This is a genomic window from Rothia sp. P7181, from assembly GCF_048513015.1.
Lineage (GTDB): Bacteria > Actinomycetota > Actinomycetes > Actinomycetales > Micrococcaceae > Rothia.
Genome location: NZ_JBLXXZ010000013.1, coordinates 22,177 through 47,900, shown reverse-complemented (window position 1 = coordinate 47,900; position 25,724 = coordinate 22,177). Strand labels below are relative to the sequence as shown.

Annotated in this window: 20 protein-coding genes; 11 read left to right on the top strand and 9 right to left on the bottom strand. The window is 46.8% G+C overall.

The window, feature by feature from the left end:
* The first annotated feature begins 150 nt into the window (after positions 1-150).
* Together ACN08Z_RS07165 and ACN08Z_RS07160 are read left to right on the top strand one after the other, a co-directional pair.
* A complete protein-coding gene (locus ACN08Z_RS07165; RefSeq protein WP_419103860.1) occupies positions 151-1,683 on the top strand; it encodes an ABC transporter permease in 1,533 nt (510 codons plus the stop codon).
* Positions 1,680-2,840: an ABC transporter permease gene (locus tag ACN08Z_RS07160; RefSeq protein WP_419102310.1), complete on the top strand. Its 1,161-nt coding sequence runs from the start codon at positions 1,680-1,682 to the stop codon at positions 2,838-2,840. The genes ACN08Z_RS07165 and ACN08Z_RS07160 overlap by 4 nt, the downstream gene beginning before the upstream one ends.
* 64 nt (positions 2,841-2,904) lie before the next feature.
* On the opposite strand, the gene ACN08Z_RS07155 is transcribed toward ACN08Z_RS07160, so the two are convergent.
* Positions 2,905-3,528, bottom strand: a complete 624-nt coding sequence (locus ACN08Z_RS07155) for a hypothetical protein (RefSeq protein ID WP_419103859.1) — start codon at positions 3,526-3,528, stop codon at positions 2,905-2,907.
* 97 nt (positions 3,529-3,625) lie between these two features.
* Here ACN08Z_RS07155 and ACN08Z_RS07150 point away from each other — a divergent pair, with 97 nt between their 5' ends.
* The 9 genes from ACN08Z_RS07150 (at position 3,626) to wecB (ending at position 13,568) form a co-directional block, all read left to right on the top strand.
* Positions 3,626-5,377, top strand: a complete 1,752-nt coding sequence (locus ACN08Z_RS07150; RefSeq protein ID WP_419102312.1) for an ABC transporter ATP-binding protein — start codon at positions 3,626-3,628, stop codon at positions 5,375-5,377.
* 110 nt (positions 5,378-5,487) lie between these two features.
* A complete protein-coding gene (locus ACN08Z_RS07145) occupies positions 5,488-6,060 on the top strand; it encodes an NAD(P)H-dependent oxidoreductase (protein WP_419103858.1) in 573 nt (190 codons plus the stop codon).
* A 109-nt stretch (positions 6,061-6,169) separates the two neighbouring features.
* Positions 6,170-6,679: an asparaginase domain-containing protein gene (locus tag ACN08Z_RS07140; protein WP_419103857.1), complete on the top strand. Its 510-nt coding sequence runs from the start codon at positions 6,170-6,172 to the stop codon at positions 6,677-6,679.
* A gap of 94 nt (positions 6,680-6,773) precedes the next feature.
* The gene (locus ACN08Z_RS07135; protein WP_419103856.1) at positions 6,774-7,403 is read left to right on the top strand and encodes a hypothetical protein; all 630 of its coding nucleotides are present in this window, start codon (positions 6,774-6,776) and stop codon (positions 7,401-7,403) included.
* A 122-nt stretch (positions 7,404-7,525) separates the two neighbouring features.
* On the top strand, positions 7,526-8,827 hold the full coding sequence (locus ACN08Z_RS07130) for a glycosyltransferase family 4 protein (protein WP_419103855.1): 1,302 nt from the start codon (positions 7,526-7,528) through the stop codon (positions 8,825-8,827).
* Between the two features lie 9 nt (positions 8,828-8,836).
* Complete coding sequence (locus tag ACN08Z_RS07125) at positions 8,837-10,642, top strand: glycosyltransferase family 4 protein (RefSeq protein ID WP_419103854.1); 1,806 nt, start codon at positions 8,837-8,839, stop codon at positions 10,640-10,642.
* Positions 10,635-11,549: an ABC transporter permease gene (locus ACN08Z_RS07120; protein WP_419102318.1), complete on the top strand. Its 915-nt coding sequence runs from the start codon at positions 10,635-10,637 to the stop codon at positions 11,547-11,549. Before ACN08Z_RS07125 ends, ACN08Z_RS07120 begins: the two co-directional genes overlap by 8 nt.
* Entirely contained in the window at positions 11,533-12,369 is an 837-nt protein-coding gene (locus ACN08Z_RS07115) for an ABC transporter ATP-binding protein (protein ID WP_419102319.1), read from the top strand. The genes ACN08Z_RS07120 and ACN08Z_RS07115 overlap by 17 nt, the downstream gene beginning before the upstream one ends.
* 35 nt (positions 12,370-12,404) lie before the next feature.
* Positions 12,405-13,568 (top strand): non-hydrolyzing UDP-N-acetylglucosamine 2-epimerase, encoded by a 1,164-nt coding sequence (gene wecB, locus ACN08Z_RS07110; protein ID WP_419103853.1) that lies wholly within the window; start codon positions 12,405-12,407, stop codon positions 13,566-13,568.
* Between the two features lie 20 nt (positions 13,569-13,588).
* Here wecB and wecC read toward each other — a convergent pair whose 3' ends face one another.
* From wecC to ACN08Z_RS07070, 8 genes are all read right to left on the bottom strand, one after another.
* Positions 13,589-14,842 carry a UDP-N-acetyl-D-mannosamine dehydrogenase gene (gene wecC, locus ACN08Z_RS07105; RefSeq protein WP_419103852.1) on the bottom strand — a complete coding sequence of 418 codons (1,254 nt, stop codon included), beginning with the start codon at positions 14,840-14,842 and terminating at the stop codon, positions 13,589-13,591.
* A 26-nt stretch (positions 14,843-14,868) separates the two neighbouring features.
* Positions 14,869-15,570 (bottom strand): acyltransferase, encoded by a 702-nt coding sequence (locus ACN08Z_RS07100; RefSeq protein ID WP_419103851.1) that lies wholly within the window; start codon positions 15,568-15,570, stop codon positions 14,869-14,871.
* Between the two features lie 12 nt (positions 15,571-15,582).
* Entirely contained in the window at positions 15,583-18,201 is a 2,619-nt protein-coding gene (locus ACN08Z_RS07095; protein ID WP_419103850.1) for a hypothetical protein, read from the bottom strand.
* Position 18,202: 1 nt separating this feature from the next.
* Entirely contained in the window at positions 18,203-20,227 is a 2,025-nt protein-coding gene (locus ACN08Z_RS07090; protein WP_419103849.1) for a CDP-glycerol glycerophosphotransferase family protein, read from the bottom strand.
* Between the two features lie 105 nt (positions 20,228-20,332).
* Positions 20,333-22,804 carry a bifunctional glycosyltransferase/CDP-glycerol:glycerophosphate glycerophosphotransferase gene (locus tag ACN08Z_RS07085; RefSeq protein WP_419103848.1) on the bottom strand — a complete coding sequence of 824 codons (2,472 nt, stop codon included), beginning with the start codon at positions 22,802-22,804 and terminating at the stop codon, positions 20,333-20,335.
* Positions 22,797-24,266 (bottom strand): hypothetical protein, encoded by a 1,470-nt coding sequence (locus tag ACN08Z_RS07080; RefSeq protein WP_419103847.1) that lies wholly within the window; start codon positions 24,264-24,266, stop codon positions 22,797-22,799. Before ACN08Z_RS07080 ends, ACN08Z_RS07085 begins: the two co-directional genes overlap by 8 nt.
* 6 nt (positions 24,267-24,272) lie before the next feature.
* On the bottom strand, positions 24,273-24,926 hold the full coding sequence (locus ACN08Z_RS07075) for a hypothetical protein (RefSeq protein ID WP_419103846.1): 654 nt from the start codon (positions 24,924-24,926) through the stop codon (positions 24,273-24,275).
* Complete coding sequence (locus tag ACN08Z_RS07070) at positions 24,923-25,663, bottom strand: DUF6270 domain-containing protein (RefSeq protein WP_419103867.1); 741 nt, start codon at positions 25,661-25,663, stop codon at positions 24,923-24,925. Before ACN08Z_RS07070 ends, ACN08Z_RS07075 begins: the two co-directional genes overlap by 4 nt.
* Between the last annotated feature and the right edge of the window lie 61 nt (positions 25,664-25,724).

Genomic DNA, 25,724 nt, shown 5'->3' with positions numbered 1-25,724 from the left:
AAAGCACAACTATCCCAGGTGCAGCGTTCCTTGTATAGCGCTCAGCACTGAGTGCTATACGCCAACGGCGGCGTGGATGCTCATCTTTTTGGGCATCCACGCCGTGCGTTTAAACTCTCCCCACATTGACTCACCCCTTCAGGAATCATCATGTTGACCTATACCGTGAGGAGACTAATAACAGCGGTCTTTATCCTACTTGCCGCTTCCTTTCTAGTCTTTACACTCACCGCTCTGTCTGGCGATCCTTTGGCAGAGCTACGTACCAGTAACAGCCCTAACAAAGACCTTCTTATCGCTCAGCGTACTGAAGCGCTGAACCTCGATAAGCCAATTCCTGTCCGTTACGTTCTATGGATTACTGGCGTCTCCAAGTGCCTTATCGGACAATGTGACTTCGGAACAAACCTCTCGGGTACACCCGTTACACAGTTACTCTCAAACGCTATCTACCAAACACTAATTTTGGTTCTTGCTGCCACCGTCCTAGCAATTCTTATCGGTATCAGCCTAGGTATCGTTTCAGCATTACGCCAGTACTCAGGACTTGACTACACCATTACCTTTGCAAGCTTCCTGTTCTTCTCCTTGCCATCTTTCTGGATTGCAGTACTACTCAAAGAAATCCTCGCGATTGGCTTCAACGACTTCCTTGCCGACCCGCAAGTATCTTTGATGAGCAACCTGCTCATCTCTCTCGTTGCCGGACTCTTCTGGTACTCAGCCTCCTACGGAAAACTCAAAACACGTATCAGCCTCGGCGTCTTCGGTGCCGTGCTGACCTTCGGCATCATTTTCTTCGTCTCCGTAACCGACTGGTTCTTGCACCCCGGACTAGGCATTCCATTCCTAGCAGTACTTGGACTACTCTGCGCATACGTTATGACAATTCTTGTCTCCGGCATTAGAAACCGCCGTGCCCTCTACAGCGGTATTGCAGCAGTAGCACTAGGACTTATCGTTTACTTCCCGCTTCAGACACTTCTCAACCAAGCAACATTCTTGATGGTCTTCATCATCGCCGTGTGCTTTACCTTGCTCGGTGTCGGATTCGGCTTTGTCGCTGGCGGATACGACCGCGGACAAAATATGCGAGTAGGCGGACTAACCGCCTTCCTCATGGCACTGTTAATCTTCACAGACCGCTTCATGCAAGCATGGCCGGACTACATCAGTAACTCCCGTATCCGTGGACGCCCCATTCCCACCGCAAATGCGTCAACCGCAAACCTTACCGGTGACTTCTGGATTCTTAACCTTGACACCATGACGCACATCTTGCTTCCGACCGTTGCGCTAACGCTCATCTCGTTAGCAAGCTACTCTCGCTACTCTCGTGCATCCATGCTCGAAATCATGAACCAAGACTACATCCGCACAGCACGTGCTAAAGGTGTCTCCGAACGTGGCGTTGTCATGAAGCACGCTTTCCGGAATGCGCTCATTCCTCTAGCAACCATCGTCGCCTTGGACTTCGGCTCTATTATCGGTGGCGCAGCAATTACCGAACGTATCTTCGCATTCAAAGGTATGGGAACACTATTCCTTGACGGTCTTGCTCAAGTCGACCCTAACCCCGTCATGGGCGTATTCATCGTGACCGCAATTATGGCGCTTGTCTTCAACCTCATTGCAGACCTCGTCTACTCAATCCTCGACCCGCGAGTAAGGGTGAAAGCATGACAACTAAAAACGTTGATTTTAATGCTGGTAAAGAACCGACAACCGAAACTGCAGCACTACGCGAAGTTGAGGCAAGCATCGACATCACCCAGCGCGAAACCTTGGGAAAAACTCAGGGACAAATTGTTCGTAAACGCTTCTTCGGTAACACCGGCGCTGTCGTTTCACTCATCATCATTATCGGCATCTTGCTCCTTTCTTGGTCTTCACTTGGAATCGGGCCAATCCCCGGATGGTGGAATACCGGATACACCGACATGCACCCTATCGTCAATGGTGCAGCTCCTAGCTCCGAACATTGGTTCGGTCAGGACGCTACCGGCCGCGACCTTTTCGCAATGACGATGCGCGGCATCCAAAACACCTTCCTTGTTGTAATGATTATTAGCATCCTTGCTGGTGTTATCGGTGTAGTGCTTGGTGGACTCGCCGGTTACTATCGTGGTTGGGTTGAAGCCATTATCATGCGCTTTACCGACGTCATCATTATCATTCCGCTTCTGCTCATCAGCGCAGTGCTCGGTAAAATTGCAGGAACCCACTTCAATGGACGAACCGCAATCATCGCCTTAGGTGTGGTTGTCGGCTTCTTCTTCTGGAGCTCTCTTGCCCGTCTTGTCCGTGCAGAGTTTCTGTCCTTACGAGAACGTGAGTTCGTGGATGCTGCACGTCTAGCAGGTGCTTCTGATACTCGTATTATCTTCAAACACATCCTGCCTAACACCGTCGGCGTTATTACCGTAAACATCTCCTTGCTGATGTCCTCAGCAATTCTGACCGAAACCGCTTTGAGCTTCTTGGGCTTCGGCGTTAAAGCACCTGACTGGTCCCTAGGTAGCCTTATCTCCGAGAACCAAACTGCTTTTGCAACCCGCCCATGGCTCTTCTGGTTCCCCGGCTTGTTTATTCTCGCAATTTCTTTGTGCATCAACTTCATCGGCGACGGCCTACGCGATGCCTTTGACCCGCGTCAAAAGAAATTCAACCCACGCAAAGCTAAAGAGCGTGTAGCGCACTCAGCCGAAAACGGTTTGGGTATCGCTGGAGAATCCTTGCAAATGCAATCAGGCGGATTCCAAGGTTCTGGTCCTCTCTCAGACGACGAGACCCGTGAACACGACCAAGAAGTTATCCGTAAAGAAACACGAGATAACTAGACGCCTCGTGGTTAGCTCAGATAAAAACACCTGAGCTAACCACCAACGGCGTGAGAATTGATAATTACAGAGTGAACAGCTGAATAAGCGTGAGACCCCCAAGAACACACATGATGATGATTCCGCGGGTATCACGAACGCTAGAAGCTACAGGTTCTACCTGTTCGAGCGCACCATCTTCGACAAGCTCTTGCCAATACCCACGAATCATACGTGCAGTAGCGCCAGAGAGAGTCGAAGGTAAGTCACTAGGACGAATCGCCCCGTCTTGTTGGGGAGTAATGGCGGGCAATCCTTGTGACTCCGAACGATGAGCTTTGAAAGAATGAGCCATTCCAGAACCACTTACGGCAAAGGAAGAGTAACTTTTTTCAGCGGTGACGAGAGTCAACGCATAGCGTGTAGAAACATCGATAAGGCAAGAGTAGTTAACGCGGTGAGTCACAAAGGGATTAACTACCACAACATCTTCCACATCGATAACCACTTTGGGGTAGTACATCACATACCAGGTAGCATAGACAGCAAAGAACAGAGGCAGGATAGAACGAACTAAAAGGTCTGTTCGTCCAGTCATTGTCCAAGCAGCTAAGATGCTCAACGCACCAAAAATAGCAATAGCTAGATAAACGTACGACATCTTAGAACGAATAACTACCGGTGGTTGGTGCAAATATTGTGAAGCCATACAGGCTATCTTCTCATTCTTATTCAGCTTTCGTTCTGATCTTTTTGATCTGCCGCTTTAGAACACCATAAATTTTTTTACAGTTGGGATAGTACCAATGACTACACAGCCAGCTACAACACGTCAAGGCAGTGAGCCTGTCCTCGTCGTCCGAGACCTCTCCGTAGATTTCGGTGTCGATAAACAATGGGTTCCTGCTGCCATGAACCTCAACTATGAGGTTCACCCCGGAGAAGTCCTCGCCATCGTTGGTGAATCCGGATCCGGTAAATCTGTTTCCTCAATGGGCATGATTGGGCTACTCCCAAAAAATGCCAAAGTCACCGGTTCCGTTAAACTCAATGGTCGTGAACTCATTGGGCTGAGCAACGGTGAACTACTAAGCGTTCGCGGTAACGACATCGCCGTCATCTTCCAAGAACCGATGACCGCGATGAACCCTGTCATGACCGTCGGCGACCAAATCGTCGAAACTCTACGTCTTCACAAGGACATCTCTCCTGCTGAAGCAAAAGCTGAAGCACTCAAAATGCTTGAAATGGTAGAAATGCCAGACCCCGTCAAAGCATTTAACTCTTATCCTCACCAGATGTCTGGTGGTCAGCGTCAACGTGCCATGATTGCGCAATCACTCTCGACCGACCCTAAACTTCTGATTGCAGATGAGCCGACAACTGCTCTTGACGTAACAGTCCAAGCAGAAATTCTTCAGCTCATGCGCAACCTGCAGAAAAAACTTCACTCAGCAATTATCTTGATTACTCACGATATGGGTGTTGTTGCAGACCTCGCTGACCGTGTTGCTGTGATGCGTCGTGGTGTCATCGTTGAGTCAGGCGAAATCCATGAGGTGTTCAATAACCCTCAACATGAATACACTCAGGCACTTTTAGATGCTGTGCTACATCTTGGCGGTAACGAAATCGACGTCAATGAAGCTATCGACGACGCCGCCGAACAGATTCGCCCAGCAACAGAGGTACTCGAAAAAGTCGCTCCTCAACCTACCGGTGAAGTCATCCTCAGCCTTGAGAATGTCTCTTTGGAATACCCAAAACAAGGACGCGTTGGACCGTTCCGTGCAGTTTCTAACGCAAATCTTACCGTTCATGCTGGAGAAGTCGTCGGTCTTGTTGGTGAATCAGGCTCCGGCAAATCTACGATTGGTCGTGCAACCGTTGGATTCTTGGACGTTGCAGAAGGAAAACTTACCGTCAACGGTGAAGATATCACCAAACCAACCCGTGCTCAGCTTGCTAAGGTCCGTCGCGAAGTTGGTATGGTCTTCCAAGATCCTTCATCTTCTTTGAACCCACGTTTGCCCATTGGCGAATCCATCGGTGAACCCATGCAACTGGCAGGTGTTGCTAAAGGCGCTGAATTACAAAAACGTATTGAAGCGCTCCTCGACCGTGTTGAGTTGCCTCGTTCATACCGTAACCGTTACCCACACGAACTTTCTGGAGGTCAGAAACAGCGTGTTGGTATCGCGCGTGCACTCTCCTTGAAACCCAAACTGCTCATCGCAGATGAGCCGACTTCTGCTCTTGACGTTTCAGTTCAGGCACGCGTACTGGAGCTCTTCCAAGAACTTCAAGCAGAAATGGGCTTCGCCTGCCTATTCGTCACTCACGACCTTGCTGTCATTGACGCTCTTGCAGACCGTATTTGCGTTATGCGTCGTGGCGAAATCGTAGAGCAAGGTTCTCGTGAGCAGATTCTTCGTCACCCACGTGAAGCATACACTCAGCGTCTGCTGGCTGCCGTTCCTCTACCAGACCCTGACGCTCAAGCTCAACGTCGAGAGCTTCGTCAGCGTCTCTTAGAAGAAACTGGCGATACTATCTAACATTGCAGTGACACAAACGGGGGTGTGCATCTTTGATACGGTGCGCACCCCCGATTGCGTATTCTTTGAGCCATTACACACAATAGAGACTTAGGATAGTGTCTATGGTTGTGCGTAGTACAGAAAAAATCCTTATCGTTATCGGCTCCGGGTCACGTCATTCTGCTTCAGCGATGCTCGCAGAAAAAATACGTCAAGGCCTCACCACAGAACACGAGCATCATGCTCGCTCACGAGAGTTTCATGAACTATACCTAGGCCAATATGCCATGGACATGGCAGACTTCATCTCAGATGGATTCCCCTCAGATGACCTAGCAGAAGCGCTTGAAAGAGTCCGCTCAGCCTCGGCTATTATCGCTATTACACCAGTCTTTAACGCCAGCTATTCTGGTCTTTTCAAAATGTTCTGGGATATGACCGAACTCGGTGACATTGCTCGAACCCCAACCATCGTTGCTGCGGTGGGAGGAAGCTGGAAACACTCACTCATGGTTGAGTACAGCCTCATACCGTTATTCAGATACCTTCAAGCTGACCTTGTACCTACCGGAATCTACACAACGAACACTTCGCTCAACCCCTCAGCGGAAGACTCGCACCGCACAAATAGCCGTATTGAACGAGCCACCGCAGAACTCTCTGAAAAACTACGGTTATTGAACTCAACCGCCACCTCATAGAACACGAATAGCACCAAGTTTTAGCTATAGAATCATAGTCACTGCCCCAACAACGCTGTGTGGCAGAGACCATCAACGACGATATATCTCAAGGAGATGAACAAACCTTATGACCATCAATAAAATCGACAGGATTACTGTTCTTGCCACTGGAGGAACCATTGACAAGGTGTATTCCCTCCAAGGCGAACTAGAGATCGGGGACCCTTCCGTCCCACAACTATTAGCGCCGGTACTGACCGACATCGAATTCACTCTTGAATCCGTACTCCGTCTTGACTCACTCGACATGGAAGACTCACATCGTGCAGTACTCGTGAACGCCCTTGAAAAAGTCACGGACGACCATATCATCATTACCCATGGCACCGACACCATGCCAGAGACCGCACGATACATCCACCAATACGCACAACGAGAAAACAAAGTGATTGTCCTATGCGGTGCCATGCAACCAGCTTCTATGCGCAGTTCTGATGCAGGCTTTAACTTCGGTATGGCAGTGGGCGCAATGAATCTACTGAGCCCCGGAGTCTACATCTGCATGAGTGGAAAAGTCTTCTCCGCAGAAGAAGTACACAAAGACCGTTCACGCGGAATCTTCGTCTCTGACCAGTAGAAATCCGGTACCTGAAAACTCATGAGTGCACACTGATACTAGCTGAGATAGTATGAGATAGGCACCATAAAACTCTGTGAAGGGTAAGACAACGATGACAGAAAATAACGGTTATACCCCTCGCACTGAGGGGAACTACCAAACACCTCAGTACACACCACAAGCCTCCCAACCCTATGCTGGGCAACAACCCACCCCATACTCTCAATACATGGGGTATACCGGCGGGCAAGAACGAACAAAACCAGTAGCATCACAAACCATCAAAATTGCGGCATCCGCTATTTACGTTCTGGTGGGGCTCTCTCTCATCTCCAATATCTACACTCTCTTCTTGACCTCAGCAGATACCGGAATTGGTGATGAAACCCTAGAATTTGCTGCCAAGCTCGTCAGCACCGTGTATAGTCTCGCAATGCTAGGTTTCTATATCCTGCTCGCTATTCTCATCACTAAGGGCGCTAACTGGGCGCGAATCGTCATGACGGTACTATCTGGTCTGAGTATTTTCGTATCTCTGGTTGGGCTCTTCTTCGTAAGTCTGATGCAACCATTCCTCTCAGAATTTTCTGACATAACAAGCACCGAACCTTTCGACACCGTCATTCAGGTCTTAGTATTTATTACTTCAATCGTCATTATCGTTGCACTATGGATGCCTAAATCTCATACCTTCTTCGCTGAAACAGCCATCTATAAGCGACAGCAAATGTTTGCTAGATAGCCTCTACGATAGGACAGACATGGATAAGACATGTCTGTCCTCTCTTTTGTCTTATAGGGTAACCTAAAAAGTAGCTAAAAATGCGGGCTCCCCAACTTATGCCTGCAGACAGCGCAACACACATGAACATACTCCTTATCACGCACCACTATGAGCCAGAACTTGGCGCACCTCAGCGTCGCTGGTCAGCCCTTATCCAACGCTGGATGCAAGACGGTCACAGCGTCACTGTGTGTTGCCCACCTCCGCATTATCCCGATAAAACAAGTACTCAAAGCCTCCGCAAAAACAGCAGTAAGGTCTTCCGCCGTGCCAGCGGAAGACACGGTGAAACCCTGATTCGTATGCCGTATCTTCTGCACGGATACCACTCAATACCACGAACCCTAGACCAAATAATTACCGCCGCAGGAACAGTAGGTTATTGTGCCGTGCAACGAGTGCAATACGTATTGCGTAGATGGCGAAACTCAGAAAACAGCATAGACCAGCCCTTTGACGTTGTTATTTCGACCGTTCCTGGCATCCCGAGTCTTTTTGCAGGGGTTGTTGTGTCCAAACTATGGGGTGTTGAACATATTGCAGAGATGCGTGATGCTTGGCCAGACATCATTACCGGAGACATCACATCTCAGACCAGAAAACTTCCATGGTACCGTCACCTCATTAAACGCAGTATTCATGCCACCATCACATACTGCCAACGTCAAGCAGACGCTGTTGTCGTCACCACCGAACACTTTAGTGACGTGCTCAAAGAACGTGGAATACACCCAGTATTCGTTGTTCCGAACGGGGCCGAACCTCAAGAATTTGAGCAGGCTCAACCTCTCCAACTAACAGAACGGCACCGTCACGAACTCCGTATTCAATACCTCGGTACCGTGGGACGTAGCCAAGGTCTGAGCGTCGTCCTTGACGCGCTCAAAATACTCGAACACAAAAGACCAGAGCAACGTTTTATCTTACGTATCATCGGAGAAGGCGCCGAAATCCCCGCCCTGAAACAACTTGCCACAACAGAAAACCTTAAGGTTCAGTTTATTCCCCCTATACCTCGAGAAGAACTAGGGGAAGCATACGCATGGGCAGATGTGCACCTCGTATCACTTCGTAAAACAAAACCATTCGCATGGACAATACCCTCAAAAATATTTGAACTACTAGCAACTCGACGACGAATTATCGCCCTTGTCGACGGTAGCGCCGCAAAACTCCTCGAACAAAGCGGCGTTGCCACCGTGATACCACCACAAAACTCCTCAGCTTTAGCAGACGCTCTCGCCGACCTCAACGCACACCCAGAAGACCTTATCGTCGGAGAATCTGGAGTAAAACTTCTCAAAGAACGGTACAGCTACAACACCATGGCAAAGCTCTATCAAAAAGCCTTAGACTTTTGCCAACAACACCGTACCGGCTAAAACACCCCCATGAACCAGAACTCGCATAAGAAAATGACCTTACCGCCCCTACGAGACTTCGCGCGCAATACCTTGATGACCTGCCAAGTTATCGGCAGACACCTCAACGATGACCCCCTACTACTAGGGATTAACATTGCTCGTTTAGCGCCAGCACAACTTTCTGAACGCATCGGCAAACTCTTAACACAACTACCCGGAGCCGGAACACACGCCCTAGGAGCCTACCTCCTCGGAAAAGATTTTCCTGCCGAAGCACAAGAACTACTCACTACACACACCACCTCACGATGGCAAAAAACTCAGCAAAGAATCGCCGCAGAAACTGCCATCCACTACGGACTCATTCACTGGAAAGACCCAAAAATACCGGCAAAAACTCGTGCCCGCAGCGCATGGGATAACGGAGCAATCGATGAAGCTATTAACCTCGCACACACTGCAGGAGCACACTCATACGCTCACCGCCTAGAATCAGAAAAAAACCTGCTAGAGTCCAACTATCAGCTTCCACTAAATGGCAGCACACAACACGTGCCACAACGAACAATGCCCTCAGCCAACGGGCAAAAAATTAACGCACTACACCTCATTACCAACTCCCTGCCAGCAACACAATCTGGGTACACTCTACGCACTCAACGCCTACTCAACGCCCTCATCCATGCTGGAGTGACTATTCATGCGCTCACCCGCACCGGATACCCCGTCATGGTTGGAACATGGAACGCAACACCAACAGTGCATGTAGAGGAAGTGACCTACCAGCGTACGTTGCCCCTCAAACTGGCAAAAACCCACGCCCAGCGACTAACCCAATGGGCAAACTATGCCCGTCAGATTGTTCAACAAGAAAAAATTAACCTCATTCACACCACCACAAACTACCCCAACGCTATCGTTGCCAAAGCCCTCTCCCAAGAACTAAACATTCCGTGGGTCTATGAGGTACGAGGAATGATGGAACAAACGTGGGTCTCCCAAAAGAAAACCCCACAACAGCAAAAAGACGCCGAGCAGAGTCAACGTTTCACAAGCATCCAAGCACGAGAAACACAACTCATGCATGAAGCCCACCATATCGTGACACTCAGCAACGTGATGAAAAACCTCATCATCGAACGCGGTATTCCCGCTGAAAAAATTACCGTTATCCCTAACGCCGTCCGAGAAGAACTCTTTGAACAAAATCTCAGTTCAACACAAGCACGCAAGCTCTTAGGGCTTCCCCCCGAAGGCTTCTGGGTCGGTTCGGTAAGCTCCCTCGTCGACTATGAAGGCTTCGACGTTCTTCTTCGAGCAGTAGCTATTGCACGATCTCAAGGAGAAGACATCCGAGTGCTTCTTGCTGGAAGCGGAGCAGCGCAGCCCTCTCTGCGTTCTCTCGTGAAAGAACTCAACCTTCAAGAACACACCGTATTTCTCGGTAAAATAACACCCGATAAAGCGATGATTGCGCATCAAGGGTTAGACCTCTTCGTTGTTCCTCGAAAAAACACAAGAGTATGCCGTTCTGTCACACCACTCAAACCCATTGAGGCGATGGCGCTCAAACGCCCAGTACTATGTAGCGATATTCCACCGTTAGCAGAGCTTATCAACAACACAGTAACAGCGCCGACAGGTAAACTGTTTTTAGTAGAAAATTGCCAATCTTTGGCAGAAGCCATTATTGACCTCAAGAATAATCCGCCCCTAAGAGCAGAATTAGCACGTCAAGGCAGAGAATTCGCACGGACACGAACATGGAAGAGTAACGCTGAACGAATGACAGAGGTATACCACAAAATAGTAGGGGGTTCTCAACATGAGTAAACAAAAACCCCAATACACGCCGAGTTCACCGTTAAATCCATCCGTAGAAGAATACCGACGTTATATCGAGTCTGGAAAACTCTACCGAGTAGGTGTCCGTAAAAGTCCCATCGTCTACCTACGACAAACCTGGGAACGTCGCGCCTACATGTGGAAAGACTCCCGCGCTAAAGTCCGAATGCAGAACCGCCAACACCGTCTCGGCTCTTGGTGGCTCGTGATTAAACCCGTCTTTGACGTCATCTTCTTCTGGGTTCTTTTTGGTCTTATCCTCAACACCTCACGCGGTATGCACAACTACAACGCATACATCATCATTGGGGTGCTAATGTTCCAATACTTCTCACGAGCACTCGTGACTAGCTCCACCGTTATGTCACAAAACCGCTCAATGATGAGGGCGTTCTCTTTCCCTAGACTGACTGTGCCTATCTCCTTAGCGCTTCGTGAAGCGCTCTCGAGCATACCCGTTATCATCGTCATGATTATCGGTATCGTGCTCATCCCACCACACGTCATCCCCTCATGGACATGGTTACTCTTTATCCCCGCATTCTTACTCAACGTTCTTTTCAACCTTGGTCTAGGGCTCATTATTGCTCGTATCGCTTACGTTATACCCGATATATCTCAAGTAATTAACGTCCTGACACGTTTCTTATTGTATGGTTCAGCAGTAATCTTCCCCATCGAACGATTCATTCACCACCCCGTCATAACGCACATTATCCAATCAAACCCCATCTATATTTTCTTAGACCTATACCGCCATATCCTCATGGATCATTCTCTCGGAACGTTATATCACTGGGGATCTCTTGGCGCATGGAGCATCGGATTACTGCTCATTGGTTTCTTCACATTCTGGCATGCAGAGGAGGTGTACGGTCGTGAACTCAACAACTGATCTCAGCGAACTCGTCTTCGGCACAAAAACACCGAACGTACTTGTAAACAATGTCTCTCTAGACTACGTTGTCTCATCAGGTAGAAGCCGTATCACTCAATCTGCCCCTAAAAAGATTGTGCACGCACTGCAACCACTTTCCTTCGTCGCCCATGAAGGAGAGTTCATCGGTATCGTAGGGCGTAACGGCTCTGGAAAAAGCTCCCTCCTACGCCTCATCGCCGGACTAGAAACACCCACCAGCGGCGAAGTATACGCATCTTCTCCGCCCTCGCTCATCGGTGTTCACGGTGTGCTCAACAACGACCTCTCTGGCGAAGAAAATATTGAGCTAGGCTGTCTTGCGATGGGGCTTACCCCTGCCGAACTACCTGATGCAAAAACCCAAATCATGGAATTAGCAGGTATCGGAGAAGCTATTAACCGTCCGATGCGAACCTACTCTTCAGGTATGGCAGCTCGTCTCCGCTTCGCCATCATGTTAGCGAATCGTCCGCGCATCACTCTCATCGACGAGGCCCTCTCAACCGGTGACGCATCTTTTGCAGATCGTTCAGCTCAAGCGATGAAAGAACTCCTAGACCAAGCCGGCACCGTATTCCTCGTCAGCCATGCTGCTCAAACCATCGAAAATATGTGTACTCGCGCAATCTGGCTCGATTTTGGCGAACTCGTCATGGACGGTGACGCTCGAGAAGTAGCCAGAAAGTATCGTTGGTTCGCCCATAACATCGCCCAAGGCGACGAACGTAAAGCAGCCCGACTACTATACGATGCAAAAGAACTAGGACGAGAAGGATACGTCAAGAACTCAGAATAAGAAGAACATTCTTGAGTGACTAAGAGAAGAAAACCATGAAAAAAGTATCTGGCAAATATACCGTGATGGTCGTCTATGGTACCCGCCCCGAAGCAATCAAAGTTGCTCCGGTCATTCACCAGCTCAAAACCTCAGAACATTTTAATGTTCTCGTAGTTTCTACTGGGCAACATCGCCAAATGCTAGAACAAGTTAACACTGTCCTAGGGCTTGAACCAGACTATAGCCTAGATATCATGCAAGAGAACCAAGGTCTTAACGACACCGCTGTCAAAATCCTTGATCAAATCGGTAAACTCTGTGCCCAAGAAAAACCAGACATTCTACTGGTACAAGGAGACACCGGCACCGCCTTATACTCTGCTTTAGCTGCGTTCAACCACCAGATACCAGTCATCCACCTAGAAGCTGGCCTTCGCTCAGGAAATATCACATCACCTTTTCCTGAAGAAGGAAACCGTAAACTAATCAGCCAAATATCTAGCTTGCACTTAGCACCAACTGAGGGCTCTAAAAATAACCTTCTTGCCGAAAACTTTAAACCTAACGATATTCTTGTAACGGGTAACTCGGTTATAGATGCTTTGCTTTCTCAAAAGGAACCGTCAATTGAAGGTTTCTCCCACGAGGTGCAACACCTTCTCAAAGACACCTCACCTATTGTGCTCATTACTGCTCACCGTCGAGAAAACCTTGGCGAACCGATGGAACGAATCGGGCAAGCCATCGCCTACTTAGCTCAAAAATATCCCGAGCATCGTTTCGTTTTCCCCGCACATATGAACCCTAAAATTCGGGGGAGCCTGCTACCGATATTTGCCGGTATCAAGAATATTATTGTTCTAGACGCTTTACCGTACCAAGAGTTTACGGCTTTACTGCGCGCCTCAACACTCGTACTCACAGACTCCGGCGGTCTACAAGAAGAAGCTCCTAGCATCGGCATTCCTGTACTCGTCCTTCGTGAGAACACTGAACGTCCTGAAGCCATTACTGCGGGCACTGTAAAACTTGTAGGTACACGCACCGACAATATTATTTCTGAAACTGCACGACTCCTAGACGACCCAGAAGCTTATCGGCAGATGTCAGTGGCGGTAAACCCCTACGGCGACGGTGCTGCAAGCAAACGTATTATCCACGCGCTAGAGAAGTTCTTCGGGCTACGCACAGACTGTGAAGAATTCACCATCAACTAATGCCCAGCACCTCGTAATCGCTATCTCCAAAATCCCTTAGTATCAATGACTTCTTTACCGGCAAGAGCACACGCAGGTACTAAAGAGAAAGCCTGATGATCCACTAATAACAGCACAATATTCGCATCCGCTAAAGCATCCTCTAAAGAAGCCAAATGTACTTGAGGATAGTCTCTTAACACAGATGGAAGCTCCGAAATATGGGGTTCGACCACAGTCAAAGAACTATGGGGAAGCTCTTGTGCTAACTGCTGAGCAATTTTTAGAGCAGCAGATTCACGTAAATCATCAATATCAGCTTTAAAAGATAGCCCCAGCACCGCGATACGGGCAGAATCTACACGTGCCACAGCTGACTTCACCTGTTCAATAACCCATTGCGGTTTTCTATCGTTCACCTCACGAGCGGTACGAATCAGTGGCGAATTTTTGGGGTCAGAAGAGACAATAAACCATGGGTCTACCGCAATGCAATGACCACCAACACCTGGCCCAGGCTGCAAAATATTAACGCGAGGATGATGGTTAGCTAAATCAATAAGCTCCCAGACATCAACACCTAAGGACTCTGCAATCAGCGATAGCTCATTAGCAAAAGCAATATTGACATCACGGAAAGAGTTTTCGGTAAGCTTAGCTAACTCCGCAGTAACATCGTCAGTCTCTAAGAGCTCTCCGGTGCAAAAAGTCCGGTAAAGCTCGCAGGCCTTTTCAATAGCACGAGGAGACTGTCCTCCGATAATACGGTCATTCGTTACTAATTCTTCTAGCGCACGCCCCGGCAAAATTCTTTCAGGACAGTGTGCAAAATATATGACAGGCAACCCCTGAGGATTAGGAGCCCCATCTGCGCATAAATCTGGGCGTAACGACAGAATATATTGCGCCAATTTCTGCGTTGTTTGAGGTGGGGACGTAGACTCTAAAATGATGAGTTCTCCACCGCGTAATAACGGAGCAATCTTTTCACCAGCACTAAAAATATACGAAAGATCGCCTTCCTTCGTCTCAGTACAAGGCGTCGGTACCGCAATCACAAAAGTATCGCTATGCCGAGGCTCTGTACTGGCACGGAAACAACCAGAGTCTAGTGCCTGACGGAGTTTCTGCTTTAAACCTGGTTCAACAATAGTGAGCTCACCACTATTGATAGCATCAACAGCTTGTTCGTTAATATCGAAACCATGCACGTCTAACCCATGGTTCGCCATAATCACCGCGGTAGGTAGACCAATATACCCCAAGCCGACAAAGGTGACTGAATGGTTAGACATGAGAACTCCCAAGGTGAGCTTGCGGGTTAAAGATCAACGGTGATATTCCAGTAATCGCTTTTTTCTACGGTATCTCCAGAATCTTTGTAAGCAGGAGATGCCATTGACAGATGGGGACGTTCCCATGCGATGTTACGTCGAATAATTTTTGCTGGAGAACCCGCGATAATACAGTTATTAGGAAAAGCCTTATTTACGATGGAACGTGCTCCAACGACGCAACCGTCGCTAATATCAGCACCTCCCATAATGTAGGATTCTATTCCCAGCCATACGTGGTTTTTGATAGTGATATCTTTTGCGGTGTTAATTCTTTGGTTGGTGCGTACATCAAAAATTGGATGTCCATCATCACCTCGTACTTTAACGCTACCAGCAATCATCACGTCGTTACCGATACGTACTGTTGTGCCTTCTACCGCAGAAATTTGTACGGGGGTTGTTGTTGATACGTTATCACCGATGAGGGCAGAAGAATCTTCTCCAATACGAATATTTGCGCTGAAAGGTGCTACTGAACCGTCGTTGGCACCAATTTCGCATCGACCGTTATTTTGGTCGAATTGGATGTTTACGAGACGGATTCGTGCCTTTTCGTGTACGACGAGAGTATTATTCTTGCCTCGAAAAGTGATAGATATTTTGTTATCAAGTGGTTTTTCACCGGAATAGATAATTCGGTTTCCATCTTGATCTGTGTATTCAGATATAGCTTTTAGAACGTGCATGTGTCGTCATTCCTATCGACGGCGCTTGCGGGCGAGTAGATTCCCCTTTTTCTTATGACTCGCAGAACCACGCGTTTTCTTATTTTTTGGGGTGGGGTTTTCTTGGGGTGTTTCAGCTTTTTGTGTGGGGGAGGACTCGACGTCTGGGGAGGATGTCGTATTGGTCTCCTGATGTGTAGCTGATGGTGGCTGTTCGTATGAAACTTTGTGAAGCACGCCAGAAGGCATTGTGTCTACGGGAGTGCTCTCAGGGAGAGTTTCTACAGTACTACTTTGAACGGTAGCCTTTGAAACAGTTTTCTTGGCTTTTTTCTTTGCGGTAGCTTGTGATGTGCTACTTGCTGAAACACTAATCTTGTCGGGCGTTATTGCTCGTCGTCGTGGAAGCACCGTCTTCTGATAAGGTGTCTCTGTCAATAGTGTGCGTTGACGTTGTGCACTACCTAATACATTGAGACGACGTTTTTTAATCCAGTTCGCGAATGGGCGACGATCAATATCAAGGTTCTCTACTGGGCGTACAACAACAACCTGAACCTTAATCCAGTCTGTTTTTACGAGGCTCTTAACAATTTCAGCATCTGCGTGAGCACTATGTAAGACGATCCGTAAACGTTCACAACCGGAAGTGATGACGGTGCGTAATGCAAAGAGCTGAACGAAAGTGAAGTCATCTAAGGACTCTACAACGGTAAGAGATTTCGTTGGAGTGGTCTCTTGGAAAGAAGACTCACGAACATAAGAAGCACGGTTAATATCATCAACAATGTGAACCTCTGCAAGTACACCATCATGATTAATAATGTGTGCCCTATATTGGAAACGACCGAGGTTAGCGCCGTTGATAATCGTGTATTGTTCGATGTTTCCTTGTGTATCGATAGATAGTTTAGGAGCACCATTAAAGACAGGCTCTTGTATTTGGTCTTCTGCACGGGTAAGCCGCTCAGGAAATGTTCCTATATAGCGGGTTCCGTCGGTATTGAGACCTACTATCTTATCGAATTTTTCGATAGGGTCATAAGCTGCGTAGAGACGCTGAGCCGGCTTTGTGTACTTTACAAAGTCGTAGGAGTGGCTTGTGAGTAAGACACGAAGTTTTGTTCCTTCGTCATCAGCTTCAATAAACCAGTTTGTTTCAGTGTCTGAGCTAGCGCTTTCTGGAAGGCCAGACTCAATACGTAGCTGAGAGTAAAGGAACTGCTCGTCATGGAAGGTTCGGACATCTTCACATGCGATAGAACGTTCCGTGTTTGCGCCTAAGAACTCACGGATAATATTCAAAATGGATGGTAGCGCGATACGGGCAACTTCTCCATGTTTACCGTTGATACGGTACTTGGTGAGTTTAGGCACTCCTCGCACAAGTTCAATGAGGGAGTGGTTGCTCAGCTCATCCGAGGTGGTATAGAAATAGTGGATAGTGCGTTTTTGCTCAAGATAGGAGCGAAGTAGGTCTTCTGGCTGCTGTAACTTGCCAATATCTGGTGCCTGATCAAGATTTTCACGGAACGTACCATAAAGGTTATACCGGAAGAACGGCTTGTTCATATAGTAAGGCAGGTTCATCTGAGGAACTGCAAGCAAAAGCGTTGCCTGAGGGTATTCTTGAGCGTAGTGGATAGCAATAGAGCCACCTTTAGACGCCCCGAAGAACAGCATCTTGTCATCCTCGATACCGTATTTATCTTTGAAATTATCAAGGATTTTTTTGACCTTGGGGTACAGTGCCCTTCGGCTGCTATCGCACATCATGTATGTTCCTGAAACCATGTAGCGGTCTTGGAAACAAATCATCAGAGTATCGCTGAGATCTTGATCGCTGAGTGCTTTAAGGTAGCTCACCGCATAAGAAACACGGGTTGTAGAAGGACCAAACCCAGGGAACGTAATCAGAATTTTTGAAGGGTTTGTTGTATTTCCACGCAAAGAGTAGAAAACGTTATCGTGCTGCTCGACCCCATATTGTATATCGTATTTGACTTGCTGTTCTGTGGTGAAAGCACCTTCACTAATAGCAAGAGTGAACGGGGCATCAATACTGAGCGAGAAATTAGCAATATCGCGGGAGGTAACGATAATATTTCGGTACTCTAAGGGGAAGCCACGAGCTGGTGGCTCAATCTGATTACCGTAGACGACTTTACCGTTTTGGTAGAGTCTAAACTTTTGGTCTCGATACTCTTCCCAATTTTTGATGGTGAGTTTTGCAAAGTATTTTCCGGCTTCTAAACGTTCGGAACCGAGCCGTTCTAAACGGTCGTGTGCACCCTTTTCAAGGAGCAAATCAGCAATTTTTTCATTGCGTCGAGCATATTTATTGACAACTCGCGCAAAATCTCGGCTCTTCGGTGAGAAGGCTACTTTCTTGATGGCATTACGAGCACGTTTTTTGTTGAACGTTAAAGATACCTTTGTGACAGCATTCTGCGCACAATTTTTAACTTTTTGCGTGGCGGTCTTCTTCTCAACCTGTGCAGAACTACCTTGAGATATAGTTGCAAGTTCTTGAGATTTCTGCGGTTTAGGCTGAGTTTTTGGGGAATCTTGAGTTTCGAACTCAGGTTCTTGAGAGTTCTGAAGTTCAGACTCAGGCTCTTGAGGTTGTTGAAGATCTTGTTGAGGAGCCATCTTAAAGTTCCAGCATCCTTTCAATAATTGTTGAGCTAATACGATCTACTGAGACTCCTTCAAAGAACACCGCACGGCGACGTTCATACTCTTCTGAAGGCTGAAGATATGTTTCGTTGAGAATATAGTTCAAAATATCTTCGGAATGTTTGAAGACCGGACCTAAGCCATCTTTCTCATAATCAAGACGTGACTCATAAGGCTGCTCTTCAAAGAAATCATCAAGATCCCACTGATAGTATGCGATAGGAATACCAACAAAAGCGGCGTCAAGAACGACGGAACTATAATCGGTAAAGACCATCTCTGCTGATGCGATAGCCTCGCTATAGCTCAAATCTGAGAGCACAACACGTTCAGAGAATTCAAAGCAATCTGCACGTCGTTCAGTGTTTGGGTGCAACTGAACGAGGAGTTTCTTATCGTGTTTTTCGAGATATTCAAGTAACTTCGGGTTTGTCATAATACCGTTAATTGACTTGAAATAGTCTGACTCGATGAAACTTTCGGTAGTGGCAGTTTGCAAATTAAAACGCCATGTTGGCATGAATAAAAGATGTTCGGGGTCTTTCATGTTCTGAGCTAATGTCTCTAGACGAGGAATGCCAGAATTGAGTGTTTCTACTGCTGCAAGCTTGCTTAGATAATCTGCTTCAATCTTTCCGGTAGCAACAAAAATGTCAAAGTGCTTGGACAAAATCCAGTCGGTCATGTCGTTGAGCTGAATACCGTGCTGTAGGTACACAAACCGTGAATTTTGTAGGGTTTTCCCGCGGTAGCTAATGTTATAAATCTGCGAAGCTACGACAAGATCTGAGATGAGGAATTTCTCATAGAACTCATCACTGAAGAAGGGGATAAGCTTGAATCCTTTTTCTTCGAGACGCTCCCAATCCGGAGACTTTTTATTCAGCGCAAAATATACGTTGTTATATTCTGGATAATTCTTGGTGAAATAATCGTAGAGGTGTTCGGCGTTATCGTCCGCTTGCATGGGGCGGTCATAGAAAATGATGGTCGAGTTAGGACGAATAGGGCGTGAGTAGAAGTCATAAGATCCGGGGCGTTCACGTCCAACACGCAACTCTTTGGAAAGGTAAGAACGCCCAATTTCTACAGTCTGTTCTGGGAACTCGATGGAGTACAAATGATAGTACGATTCATCTCGTTCTTCCTCTGAAGGGAACTCTAAATAAGCGTCTCGTTCAGTGAGCTGTTTGAAGAGGTAGCGAGAGTTATTCGGATCTGCAAACCAGTTGAACATTCCTAGTTCAAAGGGGTTTAACGCCTCTGCGAAACTTGAGAGTTCTTCAAGCCCAAAGAAGCGTATGAGTTCGCGGATATGTCCGATAGATAAGGTGCTCTTCTTGGATCCGCGAAGCCCACGAAGAGAAAGAATGAGTAGCCGCAGAATATAAAGACGTAGTTCTTGGCAGGTAGTAGAAATTAGTGGAACCATTCTGTCAATGGTTTGTTCGGGGACGATTCCGATAGCTACTTTTGTCACAGAAGATACGGAATATCCGGTATCGATGCGTGGTGCTGAATTAATGGACCAGTATAGGCGATAGGTGATGTATAGGCTGGAACGGTCTAAATCGGAGACTATTTCTAATAATTCGGCAAGGCGTTTTGTGTTGTAGGCAATACCAAAGACGTCGGTATCTCGGTTATAGAAATAGTTGTTGTCTATTTTGGTGCGTGAGGTGAGCGCCGGCACTTCTCCCATGTAAATTTTTGGTTCGACGAGGTATTCGGTTTTCTCGTCGAGGGTCTCTAACAAGGTTGGCATGTATTCAAGAGAAATACGGTGTGTGTCTTTCATGAACACTATGTATTTGCTGTTGATTCTTGAGCAGAGAGCCTTAATGGTTGTAGTGTTGAGGAGGTCCTCAACAATTTCTATCGAATATCTGTCTTCCCAAAATAGGTGTGCTGAAACAAGCCGTCGATATAGTTCAGATTCTTTATCTAAACCATTGGGAGATTCGACAATAACGGTAAGAAGATTGGCGCCTGCCGGCATGGATACCTCGTAGAAACGTATATGGGGAAATGTTTATGCGTAAACACCAGTCTAAGTGATAAAAAAGGAATATCCTACCTTCCTTACAGTTCTGAAGAATTGATTTTATGAAGGAATTGAAAATTGAGCATAGTTATTAAGAATAGTTCTCAATAAAACTTTGCATGAATGTCTCTCCAAATTATTATGTGGTCCCCGATATAACTGATGTATTGAAAGCAATAACCTTGGAACTTCTCTTAGCCCATCAACAACAGGGCCCTGCTCTTGAGGAACGTTCTTCAACCGACGATGGGGTAGCGCTGCTTCGGTAGGTTCTAGTACTCGAATAACAGGAACACCCGCAAACCAACTGTCTTCAGCAATGGAGGAGCGATCTGTTATGACAGCACAAGAACGAGCAAGAAACTCATGAAATTGATGACCATAACAAGTCTCTACCGGAAAATCGATATGATACTTATTGATGGCAGACTCCATATTTGGATGCACAAAAAATACAGGATGAAGCTCCACACCGCGCTCGTCATAAAATTTTTGTGGCAACCAATCTGCTGTCCAGTGATTAACCCAATCTTGAAGATCTTGCCCACTACCATGAGCACATAAACTGCTATCCCATGTAGGGGAAATTAGCACAATATTCCGGTGAGTTTGCTGCTGAATAAGATGATTTAACCTATCAAAACGAGGTAACCCAGAAGCGATGACTTCAGGAGCGCTAATGGTGTAATGAGAACCTTCTGCCAGCAGAAGCTCATTTTCTTCAATCGTGCTGGTTACCATCAAATCAATACGACGAGGATTAAGCCAACGCCAAATCTGATGTCGAATAACACCATGCTGCAAGAACACTAAACACTGGTGCTGACCTAACTTTTGAATGGCAGATACAACTTGCCCATCGCTAATATCACTTAGAAATAAGAATTGTGCTTGTCGCACATACCGAACATACTCTTCACTTTCTACCGCAACAAGGTGATACCCTAGTTCCTCCAAACGCGCCCAATCAGGGGAAGAAGAACTCAACACAAAGACGTGCTGAACCTGCGGTGCATGATGCTGAGCATATTGGTAGAAAACTTCTGCATTATCTCCAGCGCGATGCGCCCTATCCATATAAAGCCACAACGGTATCTGGGTGGTATCTTCAAGAACAGAACCCTGATGAGTAATAGATTTTCTCAGATGCCAAAACTTCTGACGCAACTTATAAAGAGTTCTACGAAGCGACACCTTCTGAGAATCCGTTTTAGCATCTATAACAGCTGGTGCTGTCTCTTGCTTTTGAGCTAATCGAGGCAACTGCGGTAATCCCCTATAGGGAGATACCTCATAGACTTCATGATGAACTAGCGCTTGAGACACCAAATCAGAAAACCAAAGGATACGTTCTCGTACAAACTCCGTATCGTATAGCGTGTGACTAACCCATGTACTGTGTTCGGAAAAGAGTCGGAATCCATCGGACGTCAAAAATTCTTCCTGTCTCAGACTGCCCACAAAAAAATACGTATATTTGCGACTCTTCTGCCATGGGCGTTGCTGATAACGAATGACATAACCATTAAGTATGTTGCCAGTTTGAACGGACTCAGAACATGCTAACAACATCATTCTTCGGTCTAGGCTTAGCGGTGTTAGAGCATAATTTTCTATGGTTTGAGCAGAAAGATAACGAGCGACCTGTCGAATATGCTTAGCACAGCTCTGACGTACTGTCGAGGTAAGCTCTAATGAAGGGTGAAAAACCTCTCTGTCAGCTTGAATATACCAACTTAGCTCATAGATGAGGACGTTCTGAAGCCAAATAGGTAACTGACCTGAGCATTGCTTAATCCACTGGTAATAGGCGTGAATAAACGGAAGATGATACTTCTCAGGCATACTCCAAGCACGAGTGCTGAGAGAACCTGAAGAACCGACCGAATAGAGGTATCGGGCGTGGGAACTAAAACCTACTAGCCCTTGTGCTTGTAGAAGATACCGAACAATAAAATCGGCGTCTTCAGAAAACCTAAGCTCAGGGTTGAACTGCATACTATAATCCCTAAGACCTTGTAGAGGGAAAACAGCGCACACTGCTGAAAGACCAATCATGTGAGGATCGTCTTCTAAAGAAACCAAACAATCACCAGAAGCAAAACGATACCGCAAGGGATGTGTATCCTCTACCTGCTGGTTAAGCACCCTTAACGGGCGAGTATGAATGATAGATGGCGGATGACTACTATAATCGAGAAAATCTTTGATTGCTTCAAAATAGTTACTATCGTATGCATCATCGGCGTCAAGAAAAGTCACCCATTCAGAACGAGCGTGCTCTAACCCAATATTGCGAGCAACACTTACCCCACGACAGGCTGGGCTATAGTCTTCTCCCGTATACAACACTTGGACACGATCTTGCTCTACTCCAAGACGACAAGCAACCTGTGCAGTTTGTTCACCGCCATCAACCACAATCAGTACCTGCCCGACGAGGTCACTGGCTAATGCCGAATCTACTGCACGAGAAAGAGTCTCATGGGCGTGAGAAGCTGGAATGATGACGTCAAAGAGCGGATTACTCACCAAGAAGCACCTTACGCCATAGGTGATTGGACTGAACATAGTCGAACCGTGCAGCATATGATGAGGCTTTATCACTTTGCTCTTGCCATGTTCCAGCTTGAACTGTGTGATAGATGAAAGACGCAATATCTTCAGGCTTCTCAAAGACCCAATGGGCACCAAAAATTTCGGTTACACCGGTACGCTGTAAAAAGAGAGGTACCGCACCCGAAGCCATGCCCTCAGCCGCGGCAAGATGGAACGTCTCACGTTCACTGAGGGACAAAATCCAACCAATTTTCGTAAACCACGATTCAACGTTAGCACCAGAAGGCTCAAAAACAATGTGCTCTCTAAGTAATGGATCATCCCCAATCAGACGATATAGCTGACGATAGCCATCGGCTTCTTGCGGGCTATTTTGCCAAATCCATGACTTATTCCACGGAGACTCCCCTCGAAAATGCAGAATAAAACGAGAATCCCATTCAAGAAGCTGACGTAAAATACGGACGGCAAGATGAGGGCGTTTCAACAATGGGGTGTACCCTAACATTCCAAGATGGAACTCAGCATGAGGATCTTTAACACGGTCAAAAGAATGGTAGCTAATGCTGTTATTAATAACAGCAACCTGAGAAGGCAACCATCCTAACTCATTAATAAGAGATTCACGATAAAACTCAGATACTGTAAATACTTTATCTACTGCAGAAAGATTTAACTGCTCTATCCATTCAGAACGACTTTCAAAACCATGGAGACGAACAAAGAGTCGTTGTCCTTGACGTTTATGATGCGAATACCAGACCGCGTTACGTCCTGCCCACTCACACAGAATAGTATCTGCCCATTCTAAAGAATCTGCGCTCCTATCATCAACGGGAGGAGTCTCCGAACTCAACTGCCACTGTTGCCGACGTACTTCCACACCTGGAATACGCTGAAGCATATAGACCGCATCAGAAATAAAACGAAAATCATGACTACTGACTAAAATGCGGTGGTTGCTCTGAGAAGTACGAGTTTCCTTGAGCAACGAACGAATAGTGCGCACATCTGAACATAAACGTACCCGACCAGAAACGCCTGGAACAACATATTCCAAAAGAGAGCGTGACGTCTCGTCTGCAACGAAGAGAAGGTCCGAAACGGAGGCGATAGTCTCTAACTTATCAGTAGCATCATCGAAAAGAGCATTTGCTGTGCCAGGTATATCAGGCAGCGCACACATTAGAGGCACATCAAGAGAAGCATCTTGTGCTGCGTAAAAACACAACGTATACCCAACACAAATAACAGCCTGAGCTTGCTCCTGGATACTATGCTGTCGAATCCACTGCCCAATACCTTGAGTGCTTCCTTCATAACGCTGAATCTTATAAGAAATATGATGCCGTTCTAAAGCTGCGGCAAGATCACGAGACATCTGTGTCATCGTCTTCTGTGCAGAAGTGTTTCCTAAGACAATTAGAATATCCATAGCACACTACACCTCCTGCGTAAGATACTGGTCAAGGCGAGATAAAAACCCAGATAAAGGTATCGCATAAGGATCGTTATTGGCCAAAGAATCTAATGAACCAGGGGTTGCTCTACGTAACCGTGACAAAGAACTAGCTAATGTAAAAGAGCGCGCTGGCCGAACATCAAGCTCTGCATTATCAATGAGGATAACGGTAATAAGTTTGCGCTGAGAGAGGTTCGTCAACGTAGATATTTCATCAAAAAGATGCTCACTCCCAGGCGATAATGCACAAGCCCATAGGCCTGTTTCAAAGGCACGAGTTTCAATCACAAAAAAACTAGGAGAAAGAGCGTTCAACACCCCATAAGACCACCCTGGAGACAAGCTCACTAACTCTTCAGAAAAGGTTTCTTGTAATTCTCTACTGACAATACCGACAGCAGTAGCACCTTTCCACCACTCGGGAGCATGACGAAGATTCTGTCCAAAAATCATCTGAGTTAAAGAATCAGAATCACGTTTAATGTTTTCTTCGTTGGAACGATGAACTAGACGCCCTAACGGTACATAAGGTACCGGAAAGCCACGTTCTGATTGGTACTCATGCTCGTCAGTATCTTGGAAAGAGCCCCATAACCAAGACGAAAAACTGCGCCGTGTTTTAGGGGCGTTCACTCTTGGCTCCTCTTCTCAGGATGAGGCAAGAACCCTAGTTCTTGAAGCTGACGGATGATTTCCTGATAAACATCCAAAGTGTAATGAAATGGTGCCTTACCCCATTGGTGGAGGGGCTCTGCGCGCACAGGATAATCGCTCAAATCAACCATATGGAACCCTAACGACTCTAAGAAATCATAGTAACGGGCGTATAGGTTATTTGCTTCTTTAGCTGAAGTTCCCATACTTGATGGCGTTGACTCTCCAGAATCAAAATATTCAGCCCAAGGAACTTTAATGACAACGGTCTTGTCGAAAAGGCGGGCATTCTTAAGGCTTTTGACGAAGTAACCGACACAATACTTCCAGAAATTAAAGTGCCGGTCTGTACCAAAAACAAAGAGGAAAGCTTGCGACACATGCTCTGTCAATTCTGAACCTAACAAGTCACTGGAACGCGTCACCGTTGCACCATTATCAAAACGATATGCGCCATGGCGCTCATCAAAAATATCCCAGATGAGCAGGTCAATATTATCCTTATTGCTGGTGATCTCTTGCCAAGCGTTACCTTGCCAATCGCCTTCAACCATGCGTTGTTGAAACTTAGACGAGAACGACACACCAGAAGGGAAAAGCTCACTAGCATCTCGACTCATCGCAATAACAGATTGACGAGCAACATAATTGAGAATCTTATAATCTTGAGCAGGCACCAGTTCAAAGGTATCCCGCGAAACGCAAGAACCATAGATAAAAGTGCGAATCGGTGTACTGTTCAGCGTCTTGTTCCCTAACTTCTATGAAAAACTAGTA

Bases quoted from the DNA above. Each gene is read 5' to 3' on its own strand.
- ACN08Z_RS07165 (WP_419103860.1), top strand. From the start codon at position 151: ATGTTGACCTATACCGTGAGGAGACTAATAACAGCGGTCTTTATCCTA.
- ACN08Z_RS07160 (WP_419102310.1), top strand. From the start codon at position 1,680: ATGACAACTAAAAACGTTGATTTTAATGCTGGTAAAGAACCGACAACC.
- ACN08Z_RS07155 (WP_419103859.1), bottom strand. From the start codon at position 3,528: ATGGCTTCACAATATTTGCACCAACCACCGGTAGTTATTCGTTCTAAG.
- ACN08Z_RS07150 (WP_419102312.1), top strand. From the start codon at position 3,626: ATGACTACACAGCCAGCTACAACACGTCAAGGCAGTGAGCCTGTCCTC.
- ACN08Z_RS07140 (WP_419103857.1), top strand. From the start codon at position 6,170: ATGACCATCAATAAAATCGACAGGATTACTGTTCTTGCCACTGGAGGA.
- ACN08Z_RS07135 (WP_419103856.1), top strand. From the start codon at position 6,774: ATGACAGAAAATAACGGTTATACCCCTCGCACTGAGGGGAACTACCAA.
- ACN08Z_RS07130 (WP_419103855.1), top strand. From the start codon at position 7,526: ATGAACATACTCCTTATCACGCACCACTATGAGCCAGAACTTGGCGCA.
- ACN08Z_RS07125 (WP_419103854.1), top strand. From the start codon at position 8,837: ATGAACCAGAACTCGCATAAGAAAATGACCTTACCGCCCCTACGAGAC.
- ACN08Z_RS07120 (WP_419102318.1), top strand. From the start codon at position 10,635: ATGAGTAAACAAAAACCCCAATACACGCCGAGTTCACCGTTAAATCCA.
- wecB (WP_419103853.1), top strand. From the start codon at position 12,405: ATGAAAAAAGTATCTGGCAAATATACCGTGATGGTCGTCTATGGTACC.
- wecC (WP_419103852.1), bottom strand. From the start codon at position 14,842: ATGTCTAACCATTCAGTCACCTTTGTCGGCTTGGGGTATATTGGTCTA.
- ACN08Z_RS07100 (WP_419103851.1), bottom strand. From the start codon at position 15,570: ATGCACGTTCTAAAAGCTATATCTGAATACACAGATCAAGATGGAAAC.
- ACN08Z_RS07095 (WP_419103850.1), bottom strand. From the start codon at position 18,201: ATGGCTCCTCAACAAGATCTTCAACAACCTCAAGAGCCTGAGTCTGAA.
- ACN08Z_RS07090 (WP_419103849.1), bottom strand. From the start codon at position 20,227: ATGCCGGCAGGCGCCAATCTTCTTACCGTTATTGTCGAATCTCCCAAT.
- ACN08Z_RS07080 (WP_419103847.1), bottom strand. From the start codon at position 24,266: ATGGATATTCTAATTGTCTTAGGAAACACTTCTGCACAGAAGACGATG.